The organism is Pedobacter hartonius (genome assembly GCF_900107535.1).
Taxonomy (GTDB): domain Bacteria; phylum Bacteroidota; class Bacteroidia; order Sphingobacteriales; family Sphingobacteriaceae; genus Pedobacter; species Pedobacter hartonius.
The window spans coordinates 95,375-114,814 of record NZ_FNRA01000003.1 but is presented as its reverse complement, the minus strand read 5'-3'; the positions used below and the strand labels follow the sequence as shown (position 1 = coordinate 114,814).

At 45.4% G+C, this 19,440-nt stretch carries 16 protein-coding genes; 13 read left to right on the top strand and 3 right to left on the bottom strand.

The features are described from left to right. Window positions 1-14: 14 nt before the first annotated feature. Window positions 15-134, bottom strand: a complete 120-nt coding sequence (locus BLW16_RS06535) for a helix-turn-helix domain-containing protein (RefSeq protein ID WP_090555775.1) — start codon at window positions 132-134, stop codon at window positions 15-17. Window positions 135-213: 79 nt separating this feature from the next. Here BLW16_RS06535 and BLW16_RS06530 point away from each other — a divergent pair, with 79 nt between their 5' ends. The 5 genes from BLW16_RS06530 to BLW16_RS06505 all read left to right on the top strand — a co-directional run bounded on the left by BLW16_RS06530 (window position 214) and on the right by BLW16_RS06505 (window position 6,132). Next, window positions 214-894: a hypothetical protein gene (locus BLW16_RS06530; protein ID WP_139298268.1), complete on the top strand. Its 681-nt coding sequence runs from the start codon at window positions 214-216 to the stop codon at window positions 892-894. A 320-nt stretch (window positions 895-1,214) separates the two neighbouring features. Continuing rightward, the gene (locus tag BLW16_RS06520; protein ID WP_090555772.1) at window positions 1,215-3,935 is read left to right on the top strand and encodes a TonB-dependent receptor; all 2,721 of its coding nucleotides are present in this window, start codon (window positions 1,215-1,217) and stop codon (window positions 3,933-3,935) included. A 633-nt stretch (window positions 3,936-4,568) separates the two neighbouring features. Beyond that, window positions 4,569-4,805 carry a hypothetical protein gene (locus tag BLW16_RS06515; protein WP_139298267.1) on the top strand — a complete coding sequence of 79 codons (237 nt, stop codon included), beginning with the start codon at window positions 4,569-4,571 and terminating at the stop codon, window positions 4,803-4,805. A 165-nt stretch (window positions 4,806-4,970) separates the two neighbouring features. Continuing rightward, complete coding sequence (locus tag BLW16_RS06510; protein ID WP_245735151.1) at window positions 4,971-5,771, top strand: HipA family kinase; 801 nt, start codon at window positions 4,971-4,973, stop codon at window positions 5,769-5,771. Next, window positions 5,749-6,132 (top strand): DUF3037 domain-containing protein, encoded by a 384-nt coding sequence (locus BLW16_RS06505; protein WP_090555770.1) that lies wholly within the window; start codon window positions 5,749-5,751, stop codon window positions 6,130-6,132. The genes BLW16_RS06510 and BLW16_RS06505 overlap by 23 nt, the downstream gene beginning before the upstream one ends. Window positions 6,133-6,585: 453 nt before the next feature. On the opposite strand, the gene BLW16_RS06500 is transcribed toward BLW16_RS06505, so the two are convergent. Beyond that, window positions 6,586-9,090, bottom strand: coding sequence for a M1 family metallopeptidase (locus BLW16_RS06500; RefSeq protein ID WP_090555769.1), 2,505 nt, complete (start codon window positions 9,088-9,090; stop codon window positions 6,586-6,588). Window positions 9,091-9,362: 272 nt separating this feature from the next. On the opposite strand from BLW16_RS06500, the gene sufB reads away from it, so the two are divergent. The 8 genes from sufB (at window position 9,363) to BLW16_RS06460 (ending at window position 18,732) form a co-directional block, all read left to right on the top strand. Beyond that, entirely contained in the window at window positions 9,363-10,811 is a 1,449-nt protein-coding gene (gene sufB, locus BLW16_RS06495; protein ID WP_217631523.1) for a Fe-S cluster assembly protein SufB, read from the top strand. A gap of 20 nt (window positions 10,812-10,831) precedes the next feature. Then, window positions 10,832-11,605: a Fe-S cluster assembly ATPase SufC gene (gene sufC, locus BLW16_RS06490; RefSeq protein ID WP_090555768.1), complete on the top strand. Its 774-nt coding sequence runs from the start codon at window positions 10,832-10,834 to the stop codon at window positions 11,603-11,605. Between the two features lies 1 nt (window position 11,606). Then, on the top strand, window positions 11,607-12,938 hold the full coding sequence (sufD, locus tag BLW16_RS06485; protein ID WP_090555767.1) for a Fe-S cluster assembly protein SufD: 1,332 nt from the start codon (window positions 11,607-11,609) through the stop codon (window positions 12,936-12,938). Between the two features lie 11 nt (window positions 12,939-12,949). Beyond that, on the top strand, window positions 12,950-14,173 hold the full coding sequence (locus BLW16_RS06480; RefSeq protein ID WP_090555766.1) for an aminotransferase class V-fold PLP-dependent enzyme: 1,224 nt from the start codon (window positions 12,950-12,952) through the stop codon (window positions 14,171-14,173). 8 nt (window positions 14,174-14,181) lie between these two features. Beyond that, complete coding sequence (locus tag BLW16_RS06475) at window positions 14,182-14,604, top strand: SufE family protein (protein ID WP_090555765.1); 423 nt, start codon at window positions 14,182-14,184, stop codon at window positions 14,602-14,604. 10 nt (window positions 14,605-14,614) lie between these two features. Beyond that, window positions 14,615-14,926: a DUF59 domain-containing protein gene (locus BLW16_RS06470; RefSeq protein ID WP_090555764.1), complete on the top strand. Its 312-nt coding sequence runs from the start codon at window positions 14,615-14,617 to the stop codon at window positions 14,924-14,926. Continuing rightward, window positions 14,926-15,561, top strand: coding sequence for a helix-turn-helix transcriptional regulator (locus tag BLW16_RS06465; protein ID WP_245735150.1), 636 nt, complete (start codon window positions 14,926-14,928; stop codon window positions 15,559-15,561). The genes BLW16_RS06470 and BLW16_RS06465 overlap by 1 nt, the downstream gene beginning before the upstream one ends. Before the next feature lie 177 nt (window positions 15,562-15,738). After that, entirely contained in the window at window positions 15,739-18,732 is a 2,994-nt protein-coding gene (locus BLW16_RS06460; protein WP_090555762.1) for a lantibiotic dehydratase, read from the top strand. Here BLW16_RS06460 and BLW16_RS06455 read toward each other — a convergent pair. Beyond that, complete coding sequence (locus BLW16_RS06455) at window positions 18,716-19,435, bottom strand: LytR/AlgR family response regulator transcription factor (protein WP_090555761.1); 720 nt, start codon at window positions 19,433-19,435, stop codon at window positions 18,716-18,718. The genes BLW16_RS06460 and BLW16_RS06455 overlap by 17 nt on opposite strands. Between the last annotated feature and the right edge of the window lie 5 nt (window positions 19,436-19,440).

Sequence of the window (19,440 nt, the reverse complement as noted above, 5' to 3'; positions counted from 1 at the left end):
ACTGCTCATTTGTTTTATATTTTGATAAGTTCGTTTTTGATCGCGAATAACACCAGACCGGTACGTGATTTCATCCCAAACCTGTGGAACAGCGCCTCCCTGTAATTATCTATGGTATGAGGGCTGAGGTTCATTTTACCAGCTATTTCTTGTAGGTCATTTCAGAACAGGAGAGCTGTCAGTTCAAAACAATTAATAGTATCATTTAAGGTATTGCCAGGCACTGAGCCCTGCAAACAGGGGCATTTTGTTGCGATATTGGAGGGCAGGGAGGTGCTTTCTTCTGCGGAGGCATTGCATACGCACATAGTCTGCAGTACAGGAATGTGCGGTCAGCTGCTGTTTAACGATCTTGCTATTGGTAAAAAAGAATATATTGTAGGATACGGAATTGATGGTTATGCCGGCATGGAAACCATTTGTGCAACGCTGATCTTGCCGGCAGCTGCGAAGAAGGGCGTTATTCTTCCTGCAAATCTCAGTAATGTATTTGTCAGTCCCGATCATATCGGCACGGACCTGATTCTGGCTCAGTTGTCTATTCCATTTTATTACCAGGAAAGATATAGCTTTAAATGGATCGCCCTGTTTCCGGGAGAATTTAATGACCAGATGTGCCATGGAAAAAATGTACTGGCTGTAAGTAAAAGTTATATACCTCAGCACTGCGGAAATATACTGCTTAAAAATATCCCGGAAAGATTAAGCCGTTTTGAGACTTACACACTGGTACATGGTATAGGACTGGATGCGTTTCACGTGCCTGATTATTCAAAACAGGTCAGTTACTGTACGTTTATTGTCTGGAGATCGAATGTTTACATCGGAACTACTGGTGTTTCATCGTTTTATTCAAAAAATTATGTTAACGAATGTGTTTTTGCGCATTTATAACTGTAGTTATTTTACTTTTTTATAAAAAAATGTGAATATTAATCAGTAATATCTGTTTATTCTCATTTTTTTACAAAAAATAACGTGTCAAATGACACAAAATCATTTATTTTTTATTGTATTCATATTGATATGCTATTTATTTATATGATATTTTAAATAAATCAATTTTAAATTATTGTTTTTGATAAAAGTGTCAATTGTATAGTTATTTTGTTTTTTTTTGATGGGTATTTTGGGTTGATAATGCTTAAATTGTATCAAAATGGTTACGTTATTTTGACTTATTTGTGTTATTAACTTATTAAAACCTCTCAATTATGAAAAAAATCTATGAAAAGATTGTTTTTTACTTCTTTGTTGTCCTTGGATTAACGATTTTGTCCATCGATTCCCACTCTCAGACGATTATTAAAGGTAAAGTGACCGACAATGAGAACGGCCTGCTCCCCGGTGTATCTGTTGTTCCCTCCAGAGGGACGGGAACACGTTCCGCTTCTGACGGCGGGTATACGCTTAGTCTGCCTGATGGAACCTACACCTTGTCTTTTTCTATGGTTGGTTTTAAAAAAGCAGTTAAGACTGTAACTTTAAGTGGTACCATGGTTATTCTTGATGTACAGCTGGAAGAATCTGGCAATCAGCTGAACGAAGTAGTGGTGTCTACCGGTAGCCGGGCTTCCAAAAGGACGCTGACGGATAGTCCTGTTCCAATTGATATTATCGGGGCGGCCGACCTGAAAAGTACTGGCCAACTCACTTTCGATAAGGCCCTGCAGTCAAAGGTACCCTCATTTAATACCGTAAACACACCGGTAAATGATGCCACCTCATTGCTTGACCCTTATGAAATAAGAAACATGGGACCCAGCCGTACGCTGATCCTCATCAACGGAAAAAGGAAAAACTCAAGTGCACTTACCTATATTCAGACCTCCCCGGGAAGGGGTGAAAGCGGAGCGGATATTTCTGCAATCCCTACTGATGCGATCAAGCGCGTCGAGATTCTGCGTGATGGTGCCTCTGCCCAGTATGGTTCTGATGCGATCGCCGGCGTAATGAACATCATTCTGAAAGACAGGTTTGATTACGGTTCTGTAACGCTGAACTCCGGTATTACGCATAAGGGAGACGGAGAAATGGTAGGCTTTAGTGTCAATAATGGTGCGAACTTCGGCGATAAGGGATATGTGAACTATACAATTGATATGCAGCACACCAATATGGCCAACCGGCCGGGAAAGGTGGATGCGGCAGCGGAAGCCGATGCAACCCTCGGGTTTGGTGTTCCGCTGAGTACAGTAAACGCATTTTTATCCGCCTATCCTGACGCCAGGAATATCAATGCCTCCCCGGAGAATTCTTCCGCAAAATTCCTGGTTAATGGTGCCATCCCGATTTCTGAAAATACGGAATTCTATTACAATGCCGCATACATCTATAAAAAGGTAAACAGTTTTGCCAATTACCGTACCCCTTACTGGCGCGATACGGATTTCGGGCTTTTACACGAGGCCGGAACGCCCTATCTGGGTTACGGACCTACCTTTGAAGGAGATCTGAAAGATTACAATGCAACTGCCGGGTTCCGTTCTACAGCAGGCGGATGGAAAACTGATGTGAGTTTTACTACGGGCGGAAACCATCAGCTGTATACGGTTAACAATACCCTTAACCAGGGGCTCGGTGCATCAAGCCCCATCAGCTTCAAGCCCGGAGGTTTCGATTTCACCAATAACATCGGTAATATAGACATCTCCAAAGCCCTGAGCGATAAGCTGAACATTGCGTTCGGATCTGAGTTCAGGCAGGAGAATTTTACAATCATCGCCGGTGACACGGCCTCTTATGTAGCCGGTGGGGCAGACTCCTTCCCGGGTTATGGCGCCAATAATGCGCTTACCGCCACACGCTATAACATTGGGGGGTATGCCGACGTAAGTTATGACATCACCAAACAATTTCTCATCAACGGAACGGCCCGCGTAGAAAAATACAGCGATTTTGGAAACGCCTTTGTGTGGAAAGGAAGTACCAGATATAAGCTGTTAAACGATAAGCTTACCCTGCGCGGATCGGTATCTACCGGCTTCAGGGCACCTTCATTGCAACAGATTAACCTGCAGATCGCGCAGGCAAGTTTTGTTCCCGGTGAAGGCATACAAACCAAAGGGCTGGTAAATAATAACAGCCCCCAGTCAAGGTTACTGGGCGTGCCAAAATTGAAAGCAGAAAAGTCACTGAACTACACTGCCGGATTAGGGGCGAGTCCTACAGATAACTTTAGCATTACCCTGGACTATTACAGCATCAGGGTTAAAAACAGGATCGTACTGAGCTCCGAAATAGGGCATACTGATGATCCAAATGCACCCGGCCTGGACCAGGTATTGAATGATAATGGTATCGTAGCGGTTAGTTTTTTTGTGAATGGTATCGATACCAGGACTCAGGGGCTCGACTTTGTGTCCGGTTACAGGAACATAAGGCTCGGAAGGGGTGTGCTGGGCCTGAACGTGGCGGCGAACTATACCTTGCAGAACAAAGCACTGGAAATCAAAAACCCGCCTCTGATCGCCGCTTCAGGACAAACAGTGGTAGACCAGACGCAACTGGCATTACTGCTTTCCTCCCGGCCAAAAGCTAAAGTGATCTTTGGCGGCGACTATCGGATAGGTAAGGTTTCGCTCAATTTAAACAATACGGTAGTGGGCCCAACAACGTTCCATCAAAGCGGATTAAGTGAAAATCTGGATACCAAATTCACTACCAAAGTACTGACAGATCTTGGTGGTACCGTTACGCTGCTGAAAAATGTAACCCTGGCCATAAATGCACAGAACATCTTTAACGTTCTTCCAAAATGGAAATTTAAAGCGCTAAATGCTGTGGGAGAAGCGGAACTGCAGGACCCTGCCGCAGTATTCAACTATACAAACCTGTTAACCTTTAACGGAAGATATTCTACCACAACGTATGACGGATCTCAGTTCAGCCAGCTGGGAGCTACATTTGTAGCAAGCCTGAAGGTTACGTTTTAGGGTTTAAAGAATTTCTTCAGGCAGATAGGCATATTCCGGACAGGAATATGCCTATCTTTCAGTGTGTGCCCGGCATGGGCGCAAAACTCTAGGGTGAAAGTCCCGAACGTGCCTTGATAGTGGGAAACGTTAACTTAAGGCAAGGGTGTCCACCCTGAGGAGGAATTTGAAAGAAGCCGGCGGTAAATCTCTGGCCTGACGAACAGGAAGCAGATGAGGCAGTGACATGTGGGTGAGTTTGCACTACAAAACAAAGCCCTAAACTATCCGAAACATGTTGCTGTAGATCTGACAGGTAGATGGAGAGAAAGTTTGCGTTCTTACCCGGGGAGATCTGATTAATCGTTGCCGGAGAGAGAAGCGCCTCTTGAAGGAGCAAGGATATGTAGTGATATATGTCCGGTTCATCAGAAGTCAGCCGGGGCCATAGTACCTTTTATTTTAAGGGAAGGGCTGAACATTAAACGTCTGAGTGGACACAGGAACTGGGATGATCGTAAAGAAAGCAGAAAACTCTGGATAGAGAGCTGCCCTGTGAGGAATATGGTGGAAGCAGAAAGGTAACAGGGAGTGCTGAGCGGTATCTTGAAGGAAGGATGAAAACAAGGAAACAGTAAAAAAAAAGTGTTCGACATGTTACTCGAAGAAATTATCAGTAAAAGCAATATGCATCAAGCTTATGAGCGGGTGGTTGCAGGTGAGGTCAGGTCAAAGTGGCCATTGATCAAAAGTCAACTCAATCAGGGCTGGGGAACTTACTTCAAACTGAGTGAAGTGAAATCGCTGTTTAGCGAGCTTGATGCATTTTTAAAGAAAGAAGGGCTACTATTCCTTCAAGAAGTAGCGGCCCTAAATACTGTTAATGTTTAATGAACCGCCGTATGCCGAACGGCACGTACGGTGGTGTGAGAGGACAGGTAATCAACTAATGATTACCTTCCTACTCGATTCGAACACCTTATTTGATTTTTTTCTTTCATATTTGCGCTGTAAACTAATGACAGGTTGATCATTGATTTAGAGAACTGAGTTTTTATGATAAATACCAACGAACTGCAATTGAGAACCGTTCAGGTAACCCGCTATGTTACCCCACTGCGTGAAGGCGGGTCGATGCCGGCTATCGCGGAAGCAGATGACGATTTTTTATATGTGTTAAAATTCCGCGGCGCCGGTCAGGGTGTAAAAGCACTGATTGCTGAGATCATCGGGGGAGAAATTGCCCGGGCATTGGGTTTTAAGGTGCCGGAGATCGTCTTTGCCAGCCTGGATGAAGCTTTTGGCCGCACGGAGCCTGATGAGGAGATACAGGATTTGTTAAAGGCCAGCATAGGGCTGAACCTGGCATTACATTATCTTTCGGGTGCCATTACCTTTGATCCCGCGGTAACGGTGATTGATGCCAAACTGGCCTCTCAGATCGTCTGGCTGGATTGTTTGCTGATGAACATGGACCGTACACCCCGCAACACCAATATGCTGATCTGGCATAAGGAATTGTGGCTGATCGATCATGGTGCCTCCCTGTATTTTCACCATTCCTGGCAAAACTGGCAGGAGCAGGCCAAACGTCCCTTTGCGCTGATCAAAGACCACGTATTGTTGCCCTGGGCCACAGAACTGGAACTGGTGAACGAGGAATTCAGGGCGCTGCTGCCCAATGAACTCATTCGTGCCATTGTTGGCCTGGTACCCGAAGAGTGGTTGTCCTCCGAATCTGCATTTGAATCTGCAACCGCACACCGGGCTGCCTATGCCGAGTTCCTCGAAACACGTATTGCCAGTTCTGAAATTTTTGTAAACGAAGCACAACATGCAAGAACTTCACTTATTTGAGTATGCGGTCATTCGCGTGGTACCAAGGGTAGAACGTGATGAGTTTCTGAATGTGGGCGTGATCCTGTACTGCGCCCGGAAAAAATACCTGAAGGCTGCCTATGCTTTGGACGGGGAGCGGTTAAAGGCATTCTCGGCAAAGCTGGATATAGCCGATATCAGGGCACATCTGGACAGCCTGATGCTGATCTGTTCCGGTGCAAAAGACAGCGGCCCTATCGGGCAGCTGGATCTGCCATCAAGGTTTCGCTGGCTTACCGCCATGCGGAGTACTGTAATTCAGACTTCGAGGGTGCATCCTGGTTTTTGTAAGGATGCTGATCTGAAACTTGAATTCCTCATGGAAGAGCAGGTGTATTAAGGCATGCTTTACGGCTATCTGTATAGCGTTTGGCTTTTATGTCGCTTCAATTTCATGTCGCTTAAGTTTCTTCAAGCTTCGCTGAAAAAAGAGGTGTACTACATCAATGCTGCCGGCTGCTGAAGCGCAGCCGAGAAGGCATCGATGTAGTACACCTCTTTTTTTAAGGTTGTCCTGTAGCATGGTGGCTTGTAAAGACGTATATGTACAGTATGCGGTAGGGGGGGGTAGCACGCTTGTTTAGAAAATCCCGGAGAATATCCGTTGCAAAAAATTCTGTATATCAGGATCGGGGCCTTCCCGGCTGCGTTTCAGCAGCCGGCAGCCCCGATCTTGTATACAGGATTTTGCAATTGAGTTGATCTTTCTTTAACCAGTCAGCGGTCAGCTACTTGCCATCCGGTATGATGCAATTCTTTTACCGGTCAGACATTAACTATCTGACCGGTATTATTATTTGGCGTCGTTAACTTTTTTAACAGCCTCTTCAGCAACCTCTGCTGAAGCGTTGTCATTCATTTTCTGACGGAACTGTTTGATCTGGTTCAGCACTTCAATCAGCTGAGGGGCAAAACCATTTGCTTTAAACCTGATGCCCATGTCTCTGATCAGATTGATGCCCTGTTGTGCATAAACAGGGTTCTGTACGTGTGCAGTCATGCCAATGAAGTCCTTCAGCATATCGAATTTGCTCTGCGGATCGGCATCTGCAATTTTTTTATATACAAAAGGCCACTCTGCATCGGTTCCGCTTTTGGCGTATACTTTGAGGATCGCATTGGTTAAATTGCCCTGGCTTTCTTTCTCAAATGATTTGGCAAAAGTCAGGGCCTCCTCAGGTTTCAGGGTTGCCATTGCACCTAATGAGGCGCCGGCTACGGCATAGGACTGGCTTTTCAGGCCTTCCTGATACAATGCCAGCTGTTGTTCGCCGCCTTTTGAAGTGCTGATCACTGTTATGGCAGCGGCTTTCACCAGGTTATTGTCATCTGTTTTTGCCAGTTTAAGGATGGTTGGCATTGCAGCGCTGCTGAGCGTTGTATTGGTCGGGTCAATTGCATTCAGGGTTTTCAGGCGCAGGCCGTAATATTTATCCTGCAGGGCAGCAAGCAGGATCTTTTGTGCGCTCTGGTCTGCTGGTTTTGCCGTTGCAGCTTCGATTGCTTCAAGCCTGTCCATGTACAGCGGTGCATTCTGGTACTGGAACAATAACTCTTCCATTGACTTATGGTCAGTTTTTTTACTGAGGATGATTTTTTCTGCATCTACATTGACCAGGTTTGGCTGGCTGGCAAGTTTGTATGTGAGCGTATCCGATTTGGCAGTCATCATGATCTGGTGACGTTCCTTTTTGCCGCCGGAATAAATATCCACTGCCATTGGCAGCTGGAATGCTTTGCCTTCCTGTGTCTGGTTGATATATACCGTTTGGGTTTTCGAGGTTTCGTCCCATTTATAGCTCATCTCCAGCAGGGGATGGCCGGCACCGTAATACCATTGGTTAAAGAACCAGTTCAGGTCTTTTCCGCTTGCTTCTTCCATGGCCAGGCGCAGCTGTTGTGCTTCGCCATTTTTAAAGGCATTTGTTTTCAGGTAGATGTTCAGTCCTTTGAAAAAGGCGGGGGCGCCGAGGTAATGGCGCAGCATATTTAAGATCCTGCCGCCTTTCTGGTAAGATACGGCGTCAAAAACATCCTGCTGGTCGTGGTAGTGAAAACGTACCAGGTCTTTTTTCTCATCTCCGGGAGTCTTCAGGTAACCCATCAGGGCTTCATTGTTATGCTCATCACCACTGTCCTGTCCGTATTTATGTTCTGCCCAAAGGGTTTCGCTGAAATTCGCAAAGGATTCATTCACAGTGATGTTACTCCAGCTTTCTGCTGTTACATAATCACCGAACCACTGGTGGAACAGTTCATGCACGATTGTACTCCTTCCGGCATCGTAGTAACGGTCTGCCAGTTCACGGGTGGTACCCTGTACATAGGTGCCGTGCAGGGTTGCTGTCGTATTTTCCATTGCACCGCTAACGTAATCGCGGACAACGATTTGGGAATATTTATTCCATGGATAATCAACGCCCAGGATCTTTGAGTAAAACTCAATGACTTCAGGGGTGAAGCCGAAGATCTCTTTGGCGTATGCTGCGTATTTGGGTTCGAGGTAGTAGCTTACTTCCTTATCACGCCATTTGTCCTTGTAGATACTGAAATTTCCGACAGCCATCATCATCAGGTAGGGGGAATGAGGCAGTTCCATTTTCCAGGTGTCTGTCCTTGTGCCGTCGGCATTTTTCTTTTGTGAGGCCAGGCGCCCGTTAGAAAGGGTTACATATTTGCCCGGTACGGTCATGCTGATCTCGTCTGTTGTTTTCTGGTTGGGCCTGTCGATTGTCGGGAACCAGGCAGATGAACTCTGGAGTTCGCCCTGCGTCCAGATCTGTACCGGTTTGTCCTTTTCCGTGCTGTCGGGATTAATGAAATAAAGGCCTTTGGCATCAGTAATTGCTGCGCTGCCCTGTACTTTCAGTTCATTGGGTTTGGCAGTGTATTCGATATATACCGTATAGTTTTCGGTGTTTTTGTATTCTTTGTCCAGTTGAATGGCGAGTGTAAGGCTGTCGTATTTGTATTTGAGCGGGATGTTTTTACCGTTCTTTACGATGCTCAGTGTCTTGATATCCATGCCTTGTGCATCCAGGCGGAGGGAGTCAGTAGCGTAGATGTGGGGCTTGATAGTCACCCATTCCCTCCCGTACATATACCGTTTTTTATAGTCAAAACGGACATCCAGTTTGGTATGGATGAGGTCGTTGATTTTTGTTGCGGTAGACCGGTAGATCTTCATCTGGGGGTCATTCTGTTTTTCCTGTGCGGAGGCGGGGCTAATGGACGCTGCACCGATGATCAGAAAGGTACTGACTACGGCGCGGCGGCAGGTTTTAGTTTTAATGTTCATTTAATAGATTCTTTGATTTACAGTTTGAATAACGTTGTAAATCTATGATGAGTATTTATAAAAACAAACTCAGTTTTCGATAATCATTTTAAATAAGGGAAAATGGCGGAAATAAAGTGCTGTGATTGTACATATTATTGTAATTAGATGGTAATAAACAAAGTAATTCCTTGGTTTATTATTGCTGTTGGTTATCTTTGTAACGTGCTTATTCAATACTTTTTTAAAGGAAGCGATAAGCCTTAAAGAAGCAATAAGCCTTAAATTGGATAATGATGGAAAAAGATGATATGATGCTAGATGAATTGGCAAACAAGGAATACGAGTTTGGCTTTGTCACAGACATTGATATGGATATTTCGGAAGTTGGACTCAATGAAGATACTGTTCGGTTTATCTCTGCTAAAAAAAATGAGCCTCAGTGGCTGCTGGATTGGAGAATGAAAGGATTTAAGGCTTTCCAGAAACAGGAAATGCCGCAATGGCAAAACTTTAAAATGCCGGATATCGACTTTCAGTCGATCTCTTATTATGCTGCCCCAAAAAAACAGGCTAAATATGCTTCGCTTGATGAGGTAGATCCTGAGTTGCTGCGTACTTTTGAGAAACTGGGCATCCCGATGTCTGAACAGAAACAACTTGCCGGTGTGGCAGTTGATGTGGTATTTGACAGTGTTTCGGTCAGTACTACCTATAAAGAGCACCTGAATGAGATGGGGATCATCTTCTGTTCCATCAGTGAAGCGGTAAAAAACCATCCTGAGCTGGTACAGAAATACCTGGGTACGGTAGTTCCGCATACGGATAATACTTTTGCTTCCTTAAATACAGCGGTTTTTTCAGACGGGTCTTTTGTGTACATCCCTAAAGGAGTGCGCTGCCCGATGGAGTTATCTACCTATTTCAGGATTAATGCCGAGAATACAGGGCAGTTTGAGCGTACGCTGATTATTGCCGACGAAGATAGTTACGTAAGTTACCTGGAAGGATGTACAGCGCCTATGCGTGATGAAAATCAGCTGCATGCCGCAGTAGTAGAGCTGATTGCACTGAAAGGTGCAGAGATCAAATATTCTACTGTACAGAACTGGTATCCTGGTGATAAGGACGGAAAAGGAGGAATCTTCAATTTTGTAACCAAACGTGGTGCCTGCCGTGGTGATCATTCCAAGATCTCCTGGACACAGGTAGAGACAGGTTCGGCCATCACCTGGAAGTATCCAAGCCTGATCCTGCAGGGAGACCATTCCTCAGGTGAATTCTACTCCGTTGCAGTAACCAATAACATGCAGATTGCAGATACCGGAACCAAGATCCACCACATCGGTGCCAATACCAAAAGCAGGATCATCTCCAAAGGGATCTCTGCCGGACGAGGCCAGAACAGTTACCGTGGCCTGGTGCAGATGGGCAGCAAGGCTAAGAATGCACGTAACTTTACCCAGTGTGATTCCCTGCTGATCGGCGATCAGTGCGGTGCACATACTTTCCCTTATATCGAATCAAAAAATAATACAGCAACGATAGAGCATGAGGCCACCACTTCGAAGATAGGTGAAGACCAGGTGTTTTATTTAAACCAGCGTGGTATTGATGCTGAGCAGGCCATTGCACTGATCGTTAACGGTTATGCAAAAGAAGTGCTCAACCAGCTGCCCATGGAATTTGCTGTAGAAGCGCAAAAATTACTCTCTCTTACACTGGAAGGTAGTGTAGGATAATCATAAAAACAAACCATAATATGTTATCAATAAAAAATCTTCATGCTAATATTGAAGGAAAGGAAATATTAAAAGGGATTAACCTGGAAGTGAATGCCGGCGAAGTACATGCAATCATGGGCCCCAACGGTTCTGGTAAAAGCTCACTGGCCTCAGTACTTGCAGGCCGCGAGAATTACGAAGTGACCGAAGGGGAAGTATGGCTGGACGGAAAAAACCTGCTGGATATGAAACCTGAAGAACGTGCCCGTGAGGGTGTATTCCTTGCATTCCAGTACCCGGTAGAAATTCCGGGGGTATCTAATATTAACTTTTTACGAACAGCATTAAGTGAGATCCGTATTCACCGTAACCTGCCGCCGCTTTCGGCTAAGGAATTCCTGAAAATGACAAAAGAAAAACAGGAACTGGTAGAATTTGAAGCCAAACTGGCGAACCGTTCATTGAACCAGGGTTTCTCTGGCGGAGAGAAAAAAAGGAACGAAGTGTTCCAGCTGGCCATGCTTGACCCTAAATTGTCTATTCTTGATGAAACCGATTCAGGATTGGATATCGATGCGTTAAGGATCGTTTCCAACGGAATCAATAAACTTCGCTCTGCGGATAACGCCTTCGTGCTGATCACCCACTATCAGCGTTTGCTGGAATATATCGTGCCTGACTTTGTGCATGTTTTATACAATGGACAGATCGTCCGTTCAGGAACCAAAGAACTGGCGCTGGAGCTTGAAGAAAAAGGATACGATTGGCTGAAAGAAGAACTTCAGGGCCAGGAATCAATAAATACTAAATAACATGGTAAATCTATTGACAGCTCCACTGTACGACAAGCTGATCGCGGAATTTGAAAATTCCGGAAGCGCAGCTGGTACAAGTGGTGATTTATCGGAAATAAGGACTGCCGCCTTTGACTTGTTCAGGGCCAAGGGTTTTCCTACACTTAAAGATGAGGACTGGAGATTTACCAATCTCAGCCCTTTTTTAACGGACGATTTTACTTTCACAGCAGCAGAAGCTGAAGAAAATGCGGTGATATCTGCATTGAACAAAGCAACTATTCCAGGCCTGAATGCCTACCTGCTGGTTTTACTGAACGGTACCATCCAGCCGGCACTTTCGGTATTACCGGATGCACAGTCGGTAACCGTCCATACAACGGAGAGCATCAGCCAGACGCCTGCATTTAAAAATCATGCAGCACTTGATGCCTCAGAAACCAACAGGATGCTGGCTTTAAATACTGCTCTTTTTACTGACGGGTATTTCCTTGAAGTTCATAAAAACGTAGTATTGGATAAGCCCATTCAGATTGTGAACCTGTATTCGGCAGATGAGCATATGTTCTTTCAGCCAAGGCACCTGATTGTTGTCAATCAAAATGCAAAGGCCGAACTGATCGAGTCCAGCATTTTTATCAAAAATGGCAGCCGCGCCATACTGAACAGTGTTACGCAGGCAGACCTGAAAGAAAATGCACAGCTGATACAATATAACATTCAGGACAATCTTCCTGATGAAAGACTGATCACCTATAACCAGGTGCAGCAGGAACGCAGCAGCCGTTACGATAACTTTACGTTTAACCTGCCCGGTGCAGAGCTGATCCGTAATAACCTCGAAATTGAGCTTAACGGCAGCCAGACCGAGACTCATTTGTTTGGCCTCTACCTTGTAGGCGGTCAGCAATTAACCGATAACCATACGGCTATCCATCATAAATTTCCGCATTGTGAAAGCAATGAGGTTTATAAAGGTGTATTGCTGGATAATGGTAAAGCTGTTTTTAATGGTAAAGTTTTTGTAGAGCGTCCTGCACAGAAAACGAATGCATTCCAGCAAAACAACAACCTGCTGCTAAGTGATAAGGCACAGGTATTTGCAAAACCACAGCTGGAAATTTATGCTGATGACGTGAAATGCAGCCATGGTTGTACAGTAGGACAGTTTGATCCTGAATCTTTATTCTACCTGCGTGCAAGAGGGATCAGTGAAGAATCCTCCCGTAAATTACTGGTAGAAGCATTTATGTTTGACGTAACGCAGAAGATCGGTAATGAAGTGCTGAAGGAATACGTACAATCTTTAATTTACAACAAGATGGAAAATTCATTTTCATCTGTCGTTTAATCTGAGCAACCATGGGAAAATTGGCGATTGAAGATATAAGGAAAGACTTTCCTATACTGGAAACTGAGGTTTTTGGCAAGAAACTGGTCTATCTTGACAATGCGGCCACCACGCAAAAACCTGTACAGGTGCTGAAGGTGCTCGAAGAGTATTACGAAAGATATAACAGTAATGTTCACCGCGGTGTACACTCGCTGAGCCAGCAGGCTACCGCTGCCTATGAAAATGCACGCCATACTGTAGCTGCATTTATCAATGCGGCGAGCAGTGATGAGGTGATCTTTACGAAGGGAACTACTGACGGTATCAATCTGGTTGCTTCTTCCTTTGGAAAGAAATTTTTGCATCAGGGCGACAGTATCCTGATCTCTGCAATGGAGCACCACTCCAATATTGTGCCCTGGCAGATGATCTGTGAGGAAAAAGGAGCCACGCTGAAGGTCATTCCCATGGATGAGAACGGCGTGTTGAAAATGGAACTTTTGCCGGAGCTGCTGGATGAAAGCGTGAAACTGCTTTCTTTCACTTATGTATCCAATTCACTGGGTACAATTAATCCTGCAAGGGAACTGATCAGACAGGCACATGCGAAAAATATTCCTGTATTAATGGATGTGGCACAGGCGATACAGCATATGCCCCTTGATGTGCAGGAACTGGACGTAGATTTCATATCCTTCTCCGGACACAAACTCTACGGCCCAACCGGGATTGGCGTATTGTATGGCAAGGAGAAATGGCTGAACGCACTGCCTCCTTACCAGGGTGGCGGGGATATGATCAAAACGGTAACTTTTGAAAAAACGATCTATAACGCGCTTCCCTATAAATTTGAGGCCGGAACACCTGATATCTCGGGTGCTATCGGACTGGGAGCTGCCATAGCATACGTCAACAGCATTGGGCTGGATGTGATAGCCGAGGCTGAACATGAACTGCTGACCTACGCGCTGGCGAAACTTGCCGAAGTGGAAGGTATTCAGTTTATTGGTAAGGCTGAGGAACGGGCAAGCGTGATCTCCTTTCTGATTGAAGGCGTACACCCGTATGACCTGGGTGAACTGCTGGACAAACAGGGAATTGCTGTCCGCACGGGCCATCATTGCACAGAGCCGGTGATGGATTTCTTCGGGATTCCCGGAACCTGCCGTGCCTCATTTGCATTTTACAATACTACTGATGAAGTAGATTTACTGGTTGCGGGGATTAAAAGAGCTGCTGCCATACTGATATAAGTATAAAGATGACGATTAACGAACAACAGGATGAGATTATTGAGGAGTTTGAACTCTTTTCCGACTGGATGGACAAATATGAAAATATCATCGAGATTGGGAAAGAACTGCCTTTAATTGACCCGCAATATAAGATACCGGAAAAACTGATCAAAGGCTGCCAGTCCAGCGTGTGGCTGCAGCCCGAATATAAAGACGGTAAGGTTTGGTTCACCGCTGACAGTGACGCGATCATTACCAAAGGACTGATCAGTATGATGGTAAGGGTCTTATCCGGCCATACACCTCAGGAAATTGTTGAAAGTGATCTTTATTTTATTAATACCATAGGCTTAAAGACACATTTGTCGCCAAACCGTTCCAACGGTTTATTATCAATGCTGCAGCAAATGAAAATTTATGCCGCTGGTTTTATTGAACAGGAAAAATAATTAGACGATCATGGCTGAACTATCAATAAGAGACAAGATTGAAGAGGCGTTACATACGATATACGACCCTGAAATACCAGTTGATATATTTGAACTGGGACTGATCTATAAGATTCAGATGCTGGAAGATAATAACGTGCATATCTATATGACACTTACGGCACCGGCATGTCCTGCTGCGGGAGAAATCCTGGGCGAGGTAGAAACAAAAGTAAAGGCCATAGCGGGAATTGGCAAGGTAGAAGTGCGCCTTACCTTTGATCCGCCATGGGACAGGGATATGATGAGTGATGAGGCCAGACTGGAGTTAGGATGGTTGTAATGGAAACGGAACATAAACTGCCATTTAGGGAGCGTGCTGTAGAGCTGTTGAAAACCAGTGGCCCGCAGTCTTTGTCGGCACTTGCGCGTGAGTTTCAGGTGACGGTGGAAGGTGCACGTTTTCAGATGCTGCGGTTGGAAAAGGAAGGCATCGTTACCTCCAGCAAAACCGTAACAGGTCGGGGCAGGCCACAGCAGTTGTGGTCGCTCACCAGTATGGGGCAGATGCGCTTTCCCGATACCCATGCGGCCCTCACTGTAAAGCTGATGGAAGTCATGAAGGAGACACTCGGGGAACAGGCTGTTTCTAAAGTAATCAATGCCAACGGGGAAAGGGGTACCAGCAGGTATCTTGAAGCCCTGGAAGGGATTACAGACCTGGAGCAAAGGTTACATGCTTTTGTATCAATCCGTACGGGAGAGGGGTATATGGCCCAGTTTATCAAAGATGAGGAAGGTTTTATCTTTATCGAAAATCATTGTCCGATAGGAGCAGCAGCCCATGCTAATCCTGCTATTTGCAGTGCGGAATTCAAAACCCTGCAAAATGTCATTGGAGCAAGTGTACCTATAAAACGTATAGAGTATATTGTTGACGGTGGCCGTAGATGTGCGTACCGCATACCTATTTCATAAACAGAAATTTTTTCTAAAAAATGGTTATAAATTACCGGATATATATTTTAGTATATTCGGGATTGCTGTGTTTTATACGCTGTATTTAGGCTGATTAATTTTGGTTTATTTTCAGGGTAAGGAAACATTACTTTTCTGATGTAATCTAATGTTCAAACTATAAAAAAAAATCCTGCTATGCATCAATTAAAAATTGATCCTTTTTTGCTGATCCGGTCACCGGCTTACAGTTATGAAGATTTTAACGGGGGGTATTTGCAGCAGGTATTACAGACGGATTTCTTCCGGGCGAGCCTGTTTTTTGCGAGCCAGACCTTCTATACTGAACTGCAGAAAAAAGATTTCCGTTATGAAGATCTAAGCCCGGGTGCAAGGCTTACCCTATGGAAGTACCTGAACCGGATGTGTTACAGGGCTCTGCCCTATGGTTTCTTCTCCTCTTATTCTGCCGGTACCTGGGCAAATGACGGAGATGGAACACTGTGCTTCTCAGATGAGGATGAGCTGATCGTACACCCCGACTTTAAGCTGGTGCTGGATGATGTCAGCAGCCTGAACATAGCTAATTTTGATGCAGTCCGGTACTATACCAATAACTCCCTCTATCCCTCTTCTAAAGAGTTACGCTTCATCAGCCAGGCCTATTCCGGGGAGAAGAAAAAGTTTGCAATTGTACAGCTTAAAATTACCCCTGGATTAAACAAACTCCTGAAATTCATCAGTAAAGGGCGGACAAAGGGGGAGATCATCAGTTTCCTGGAAGAAGAATATGGGGAAGAGGCACCATTAGAGGACTATTTTAAGGGGCTGCTCAGCGGGCAGGTGGTGGTTTCTGCCCTTACGCCCAATGTGACCGGCCAGCTGTTCAATGAGCGTTGCCTGGAGTTGCTTGGTAAATATCCGGGTATCGACAGCTGTCGGTTGCGCTCCTTCAGGTTGCCTCTGAAGGGAAGTGCTGCACCAGATCTTTCAGCATTAAATGCTCATATCAGCTATCTGGCAGGCAAAAATGGGGAGAACTCGTCTTATAGTTTGTACCAGCGCAGTCTGCAGGGCGGACTTAACCAGCAGCTTCAGGAACGGCTGGTCACACTGATCAGGAATATGGATAAGTTAACGGGCGACCACCATATAGATACCATGGAGCAGTTTAAGCAGCACTTCGTCCAAAAGTATGATCAGCAGGAAGTGCCGCTGATGATCGCCCTTGATCCCGGATCCGGCATCGGCTATGAAAATATGGCATCAGCCTTTGATGCACAAAATGAGGATTTTATTGATGACCTGCGGGAAAAAAAGGAAGGGAAGGCGGGAGCCCGATGGGGGGCAGTTGAAAAGATGATCTTCAGGAAATGGAGCAACCTGAAAAAAGAAGGTGCCGATAGGATCATGATCAGCAGCGATGACCTGCACGGGCTTCCTGAAAGCGGGCAGCAACTGCCGCCGGGCATGTTTGTGCTCTTCAGATCTATCGGCAATGAACTCTGGACAGACACCATAGGCGGGGTATCGGGAATAGAGCTCAGTGCAAGGTTCAGTCCCTCCGGCACAGAAATGGAAACCTCCCTCAAAAAGATATGCGAACAGGAAATGGCATTAAACAGCGATTTTGTGTTTGCAGAAATTGCATGGTCGCCCAATGACAGGACTTCCAATGTCAACCAGAGGGGCCACTACTACCCCTACGAAATCCCTATACTAACCCATGCTGTACGCCCTGAGGAGTTTACGATCAGCCTGAGCGATTTGATGGTCTCCGTGCAGGACAACCAGCTGTTTTTGCGGTCCGTAAAACTGGACCGCTATATCATTCCCAGGTTATCATCCGCTTACAACTATAAGATTTCAGCTATACCTGTCTTCAGGTTCCTGTGTGACCTGCAATACCAGGGCATCAAATCCAACCTCTCCTTAACATTGAGCAATCTTTTTCCGGGAATGGATTATTACCCGCGCCTGCAGGTGGAAGATGCCGTGCTGAGTCCTGCAACCTGGGTACTGAATGAGGAACAGCTAAAAAAAGTAGTCACTGAGGATGTATTCCCGGCGATGGACTTTAATTTACCGGGACATTTCTGCCTGCTGGAGGGCGACAATTTCCTGGTCTTCAACCGGGACGATGAAAATGATCTTGACCTGTTCAGGAAGTGTGTCAGGAATAAAAAAACGGCCACATTGACCGAGTACATTTTTGCCGGGAGCCCGGTGCTGAAGGACGGCAGGGGGAAGCCTTTCGCCGGTCAGTTCCTTGCCTGCGTCATCAATCAGTTGGCCGTTTACCAGCTGCCCCGGCAGCAGCCCGCCAGGCAGCTGAAGGAGGATGTAAAAGTAAAACGCTCTTTTCTTCCGGGTGAAGAATGGCTCTACATCAAACTATATGCGCACTATTCTTTAACTGACGAAATTCTATTGCGCTTCATTATGCCGGTGCTGAGGAAGTACAAAAAAGACAATCCTGATTTCAAATGGTTTTTTATCAGGTACCTGGATCCAAGATTTCACCTGAGGCTGAGGTTCTTTGCCGGCAAAAAGCCTTCCCATGAGCTGCTGGCTGATCTGATCCGTAAACTGCAGCCCTTGTCCAGGGAGGGTAAGGTATTCGACCTGGTACTGGATTCCTATCAGCGGGAGCTGGAAAAATATTCTGTATCGTTAATTGCTGAAGCAGAGTCGTTTTTCTACAGAAACAGTGAGTTTATACTCGCGGCATTTTCAGGCAATGTGCTGAACACCAACTTTAAGCTGGCCTTTGCGGTAAATAGCTCCCTGCAGATCATCCGGGGGTTCATCACTGATAAAAAGGAACGGTCAGATTTTCTGAATGAGGCGTTCAGCAATCTTTCGGCAGAGTTCAGCAGGGATAGGGAGGTAGTGCAGAAACTGGATCTGAGGTACCGGAAGTTCCAGAAGCAGATTGTTGAAAACAAGCAGCACCGCGCACTTCAGAGAAAGAAAAAGGCTGATCTGGATTTTGACCGGATGCTGCAGTCTCTGGTGGCGCGGATTGAGGGATGGGATCAGGCGGCGCGGTATAATTTACTGATCAATCTGGTTCACCTGCATATCAACAGGATATTTGAAAACACGCCCAGGGAGTATGAATACCTGATCTATCATTTTATGAAGAAACACCAGTCCTTTCTGATCTACACAACTAGCGATGGGTCTTAATGATATTGTTGTTGATTTTCTTCAGGAGTTTTTCTTTGTAGGAAGACCCGATAGGGAAGATCAGTTTATTGATCATGATCTTATTTCCTTCCATCAGCGTTACTTTATTGATGTTCACGATGTAGGATTTATGGATGCGGATAAAGATATCGGGCGGTAGTCCTGCTTCTATTTCTTTCATTGTCAGGTAGATGATACTGCTGCTTGGAGGGGTGTGTATAACGATATAGTTATTCAGCCCTTCGATATAATCCACATCGTTAAAGTTGATCTTCAGCATTTTGCCTTTAATGCCTGGATTGACGAAGAAATAGGTATCGTTCTTGGCTTCTTCCTGCGCCTTTCTCTCCAGTTGTGCCATCACTTTGGTCAGCGATTTTAAGAACCTGGCAAAGGAGATGGGTTTGAGGAGAAAGTCGGAGATGTTCTTTTCAAATCCCTGCACGGCATAACCTGCGTGGCCGGTGGTGAAGATGATAGCTGTATTGTTATAAATGAGGTCTGCAACGTCCAGTCCCGAAATCTCCGGCATATCGATATCCAGGAAAGTGATATCAATATTCTTTTGCTCATTGATATACTTAACAGCCTCCATCGGATTTTGTGAAGTGCCCATTACTTCAAGTTGTCCGCTGTCCTTTGCATACTTTTTCAGGGTGTCGATCGCATGTGATTCATCATCGATAATAAAACATTTATACATAAGGT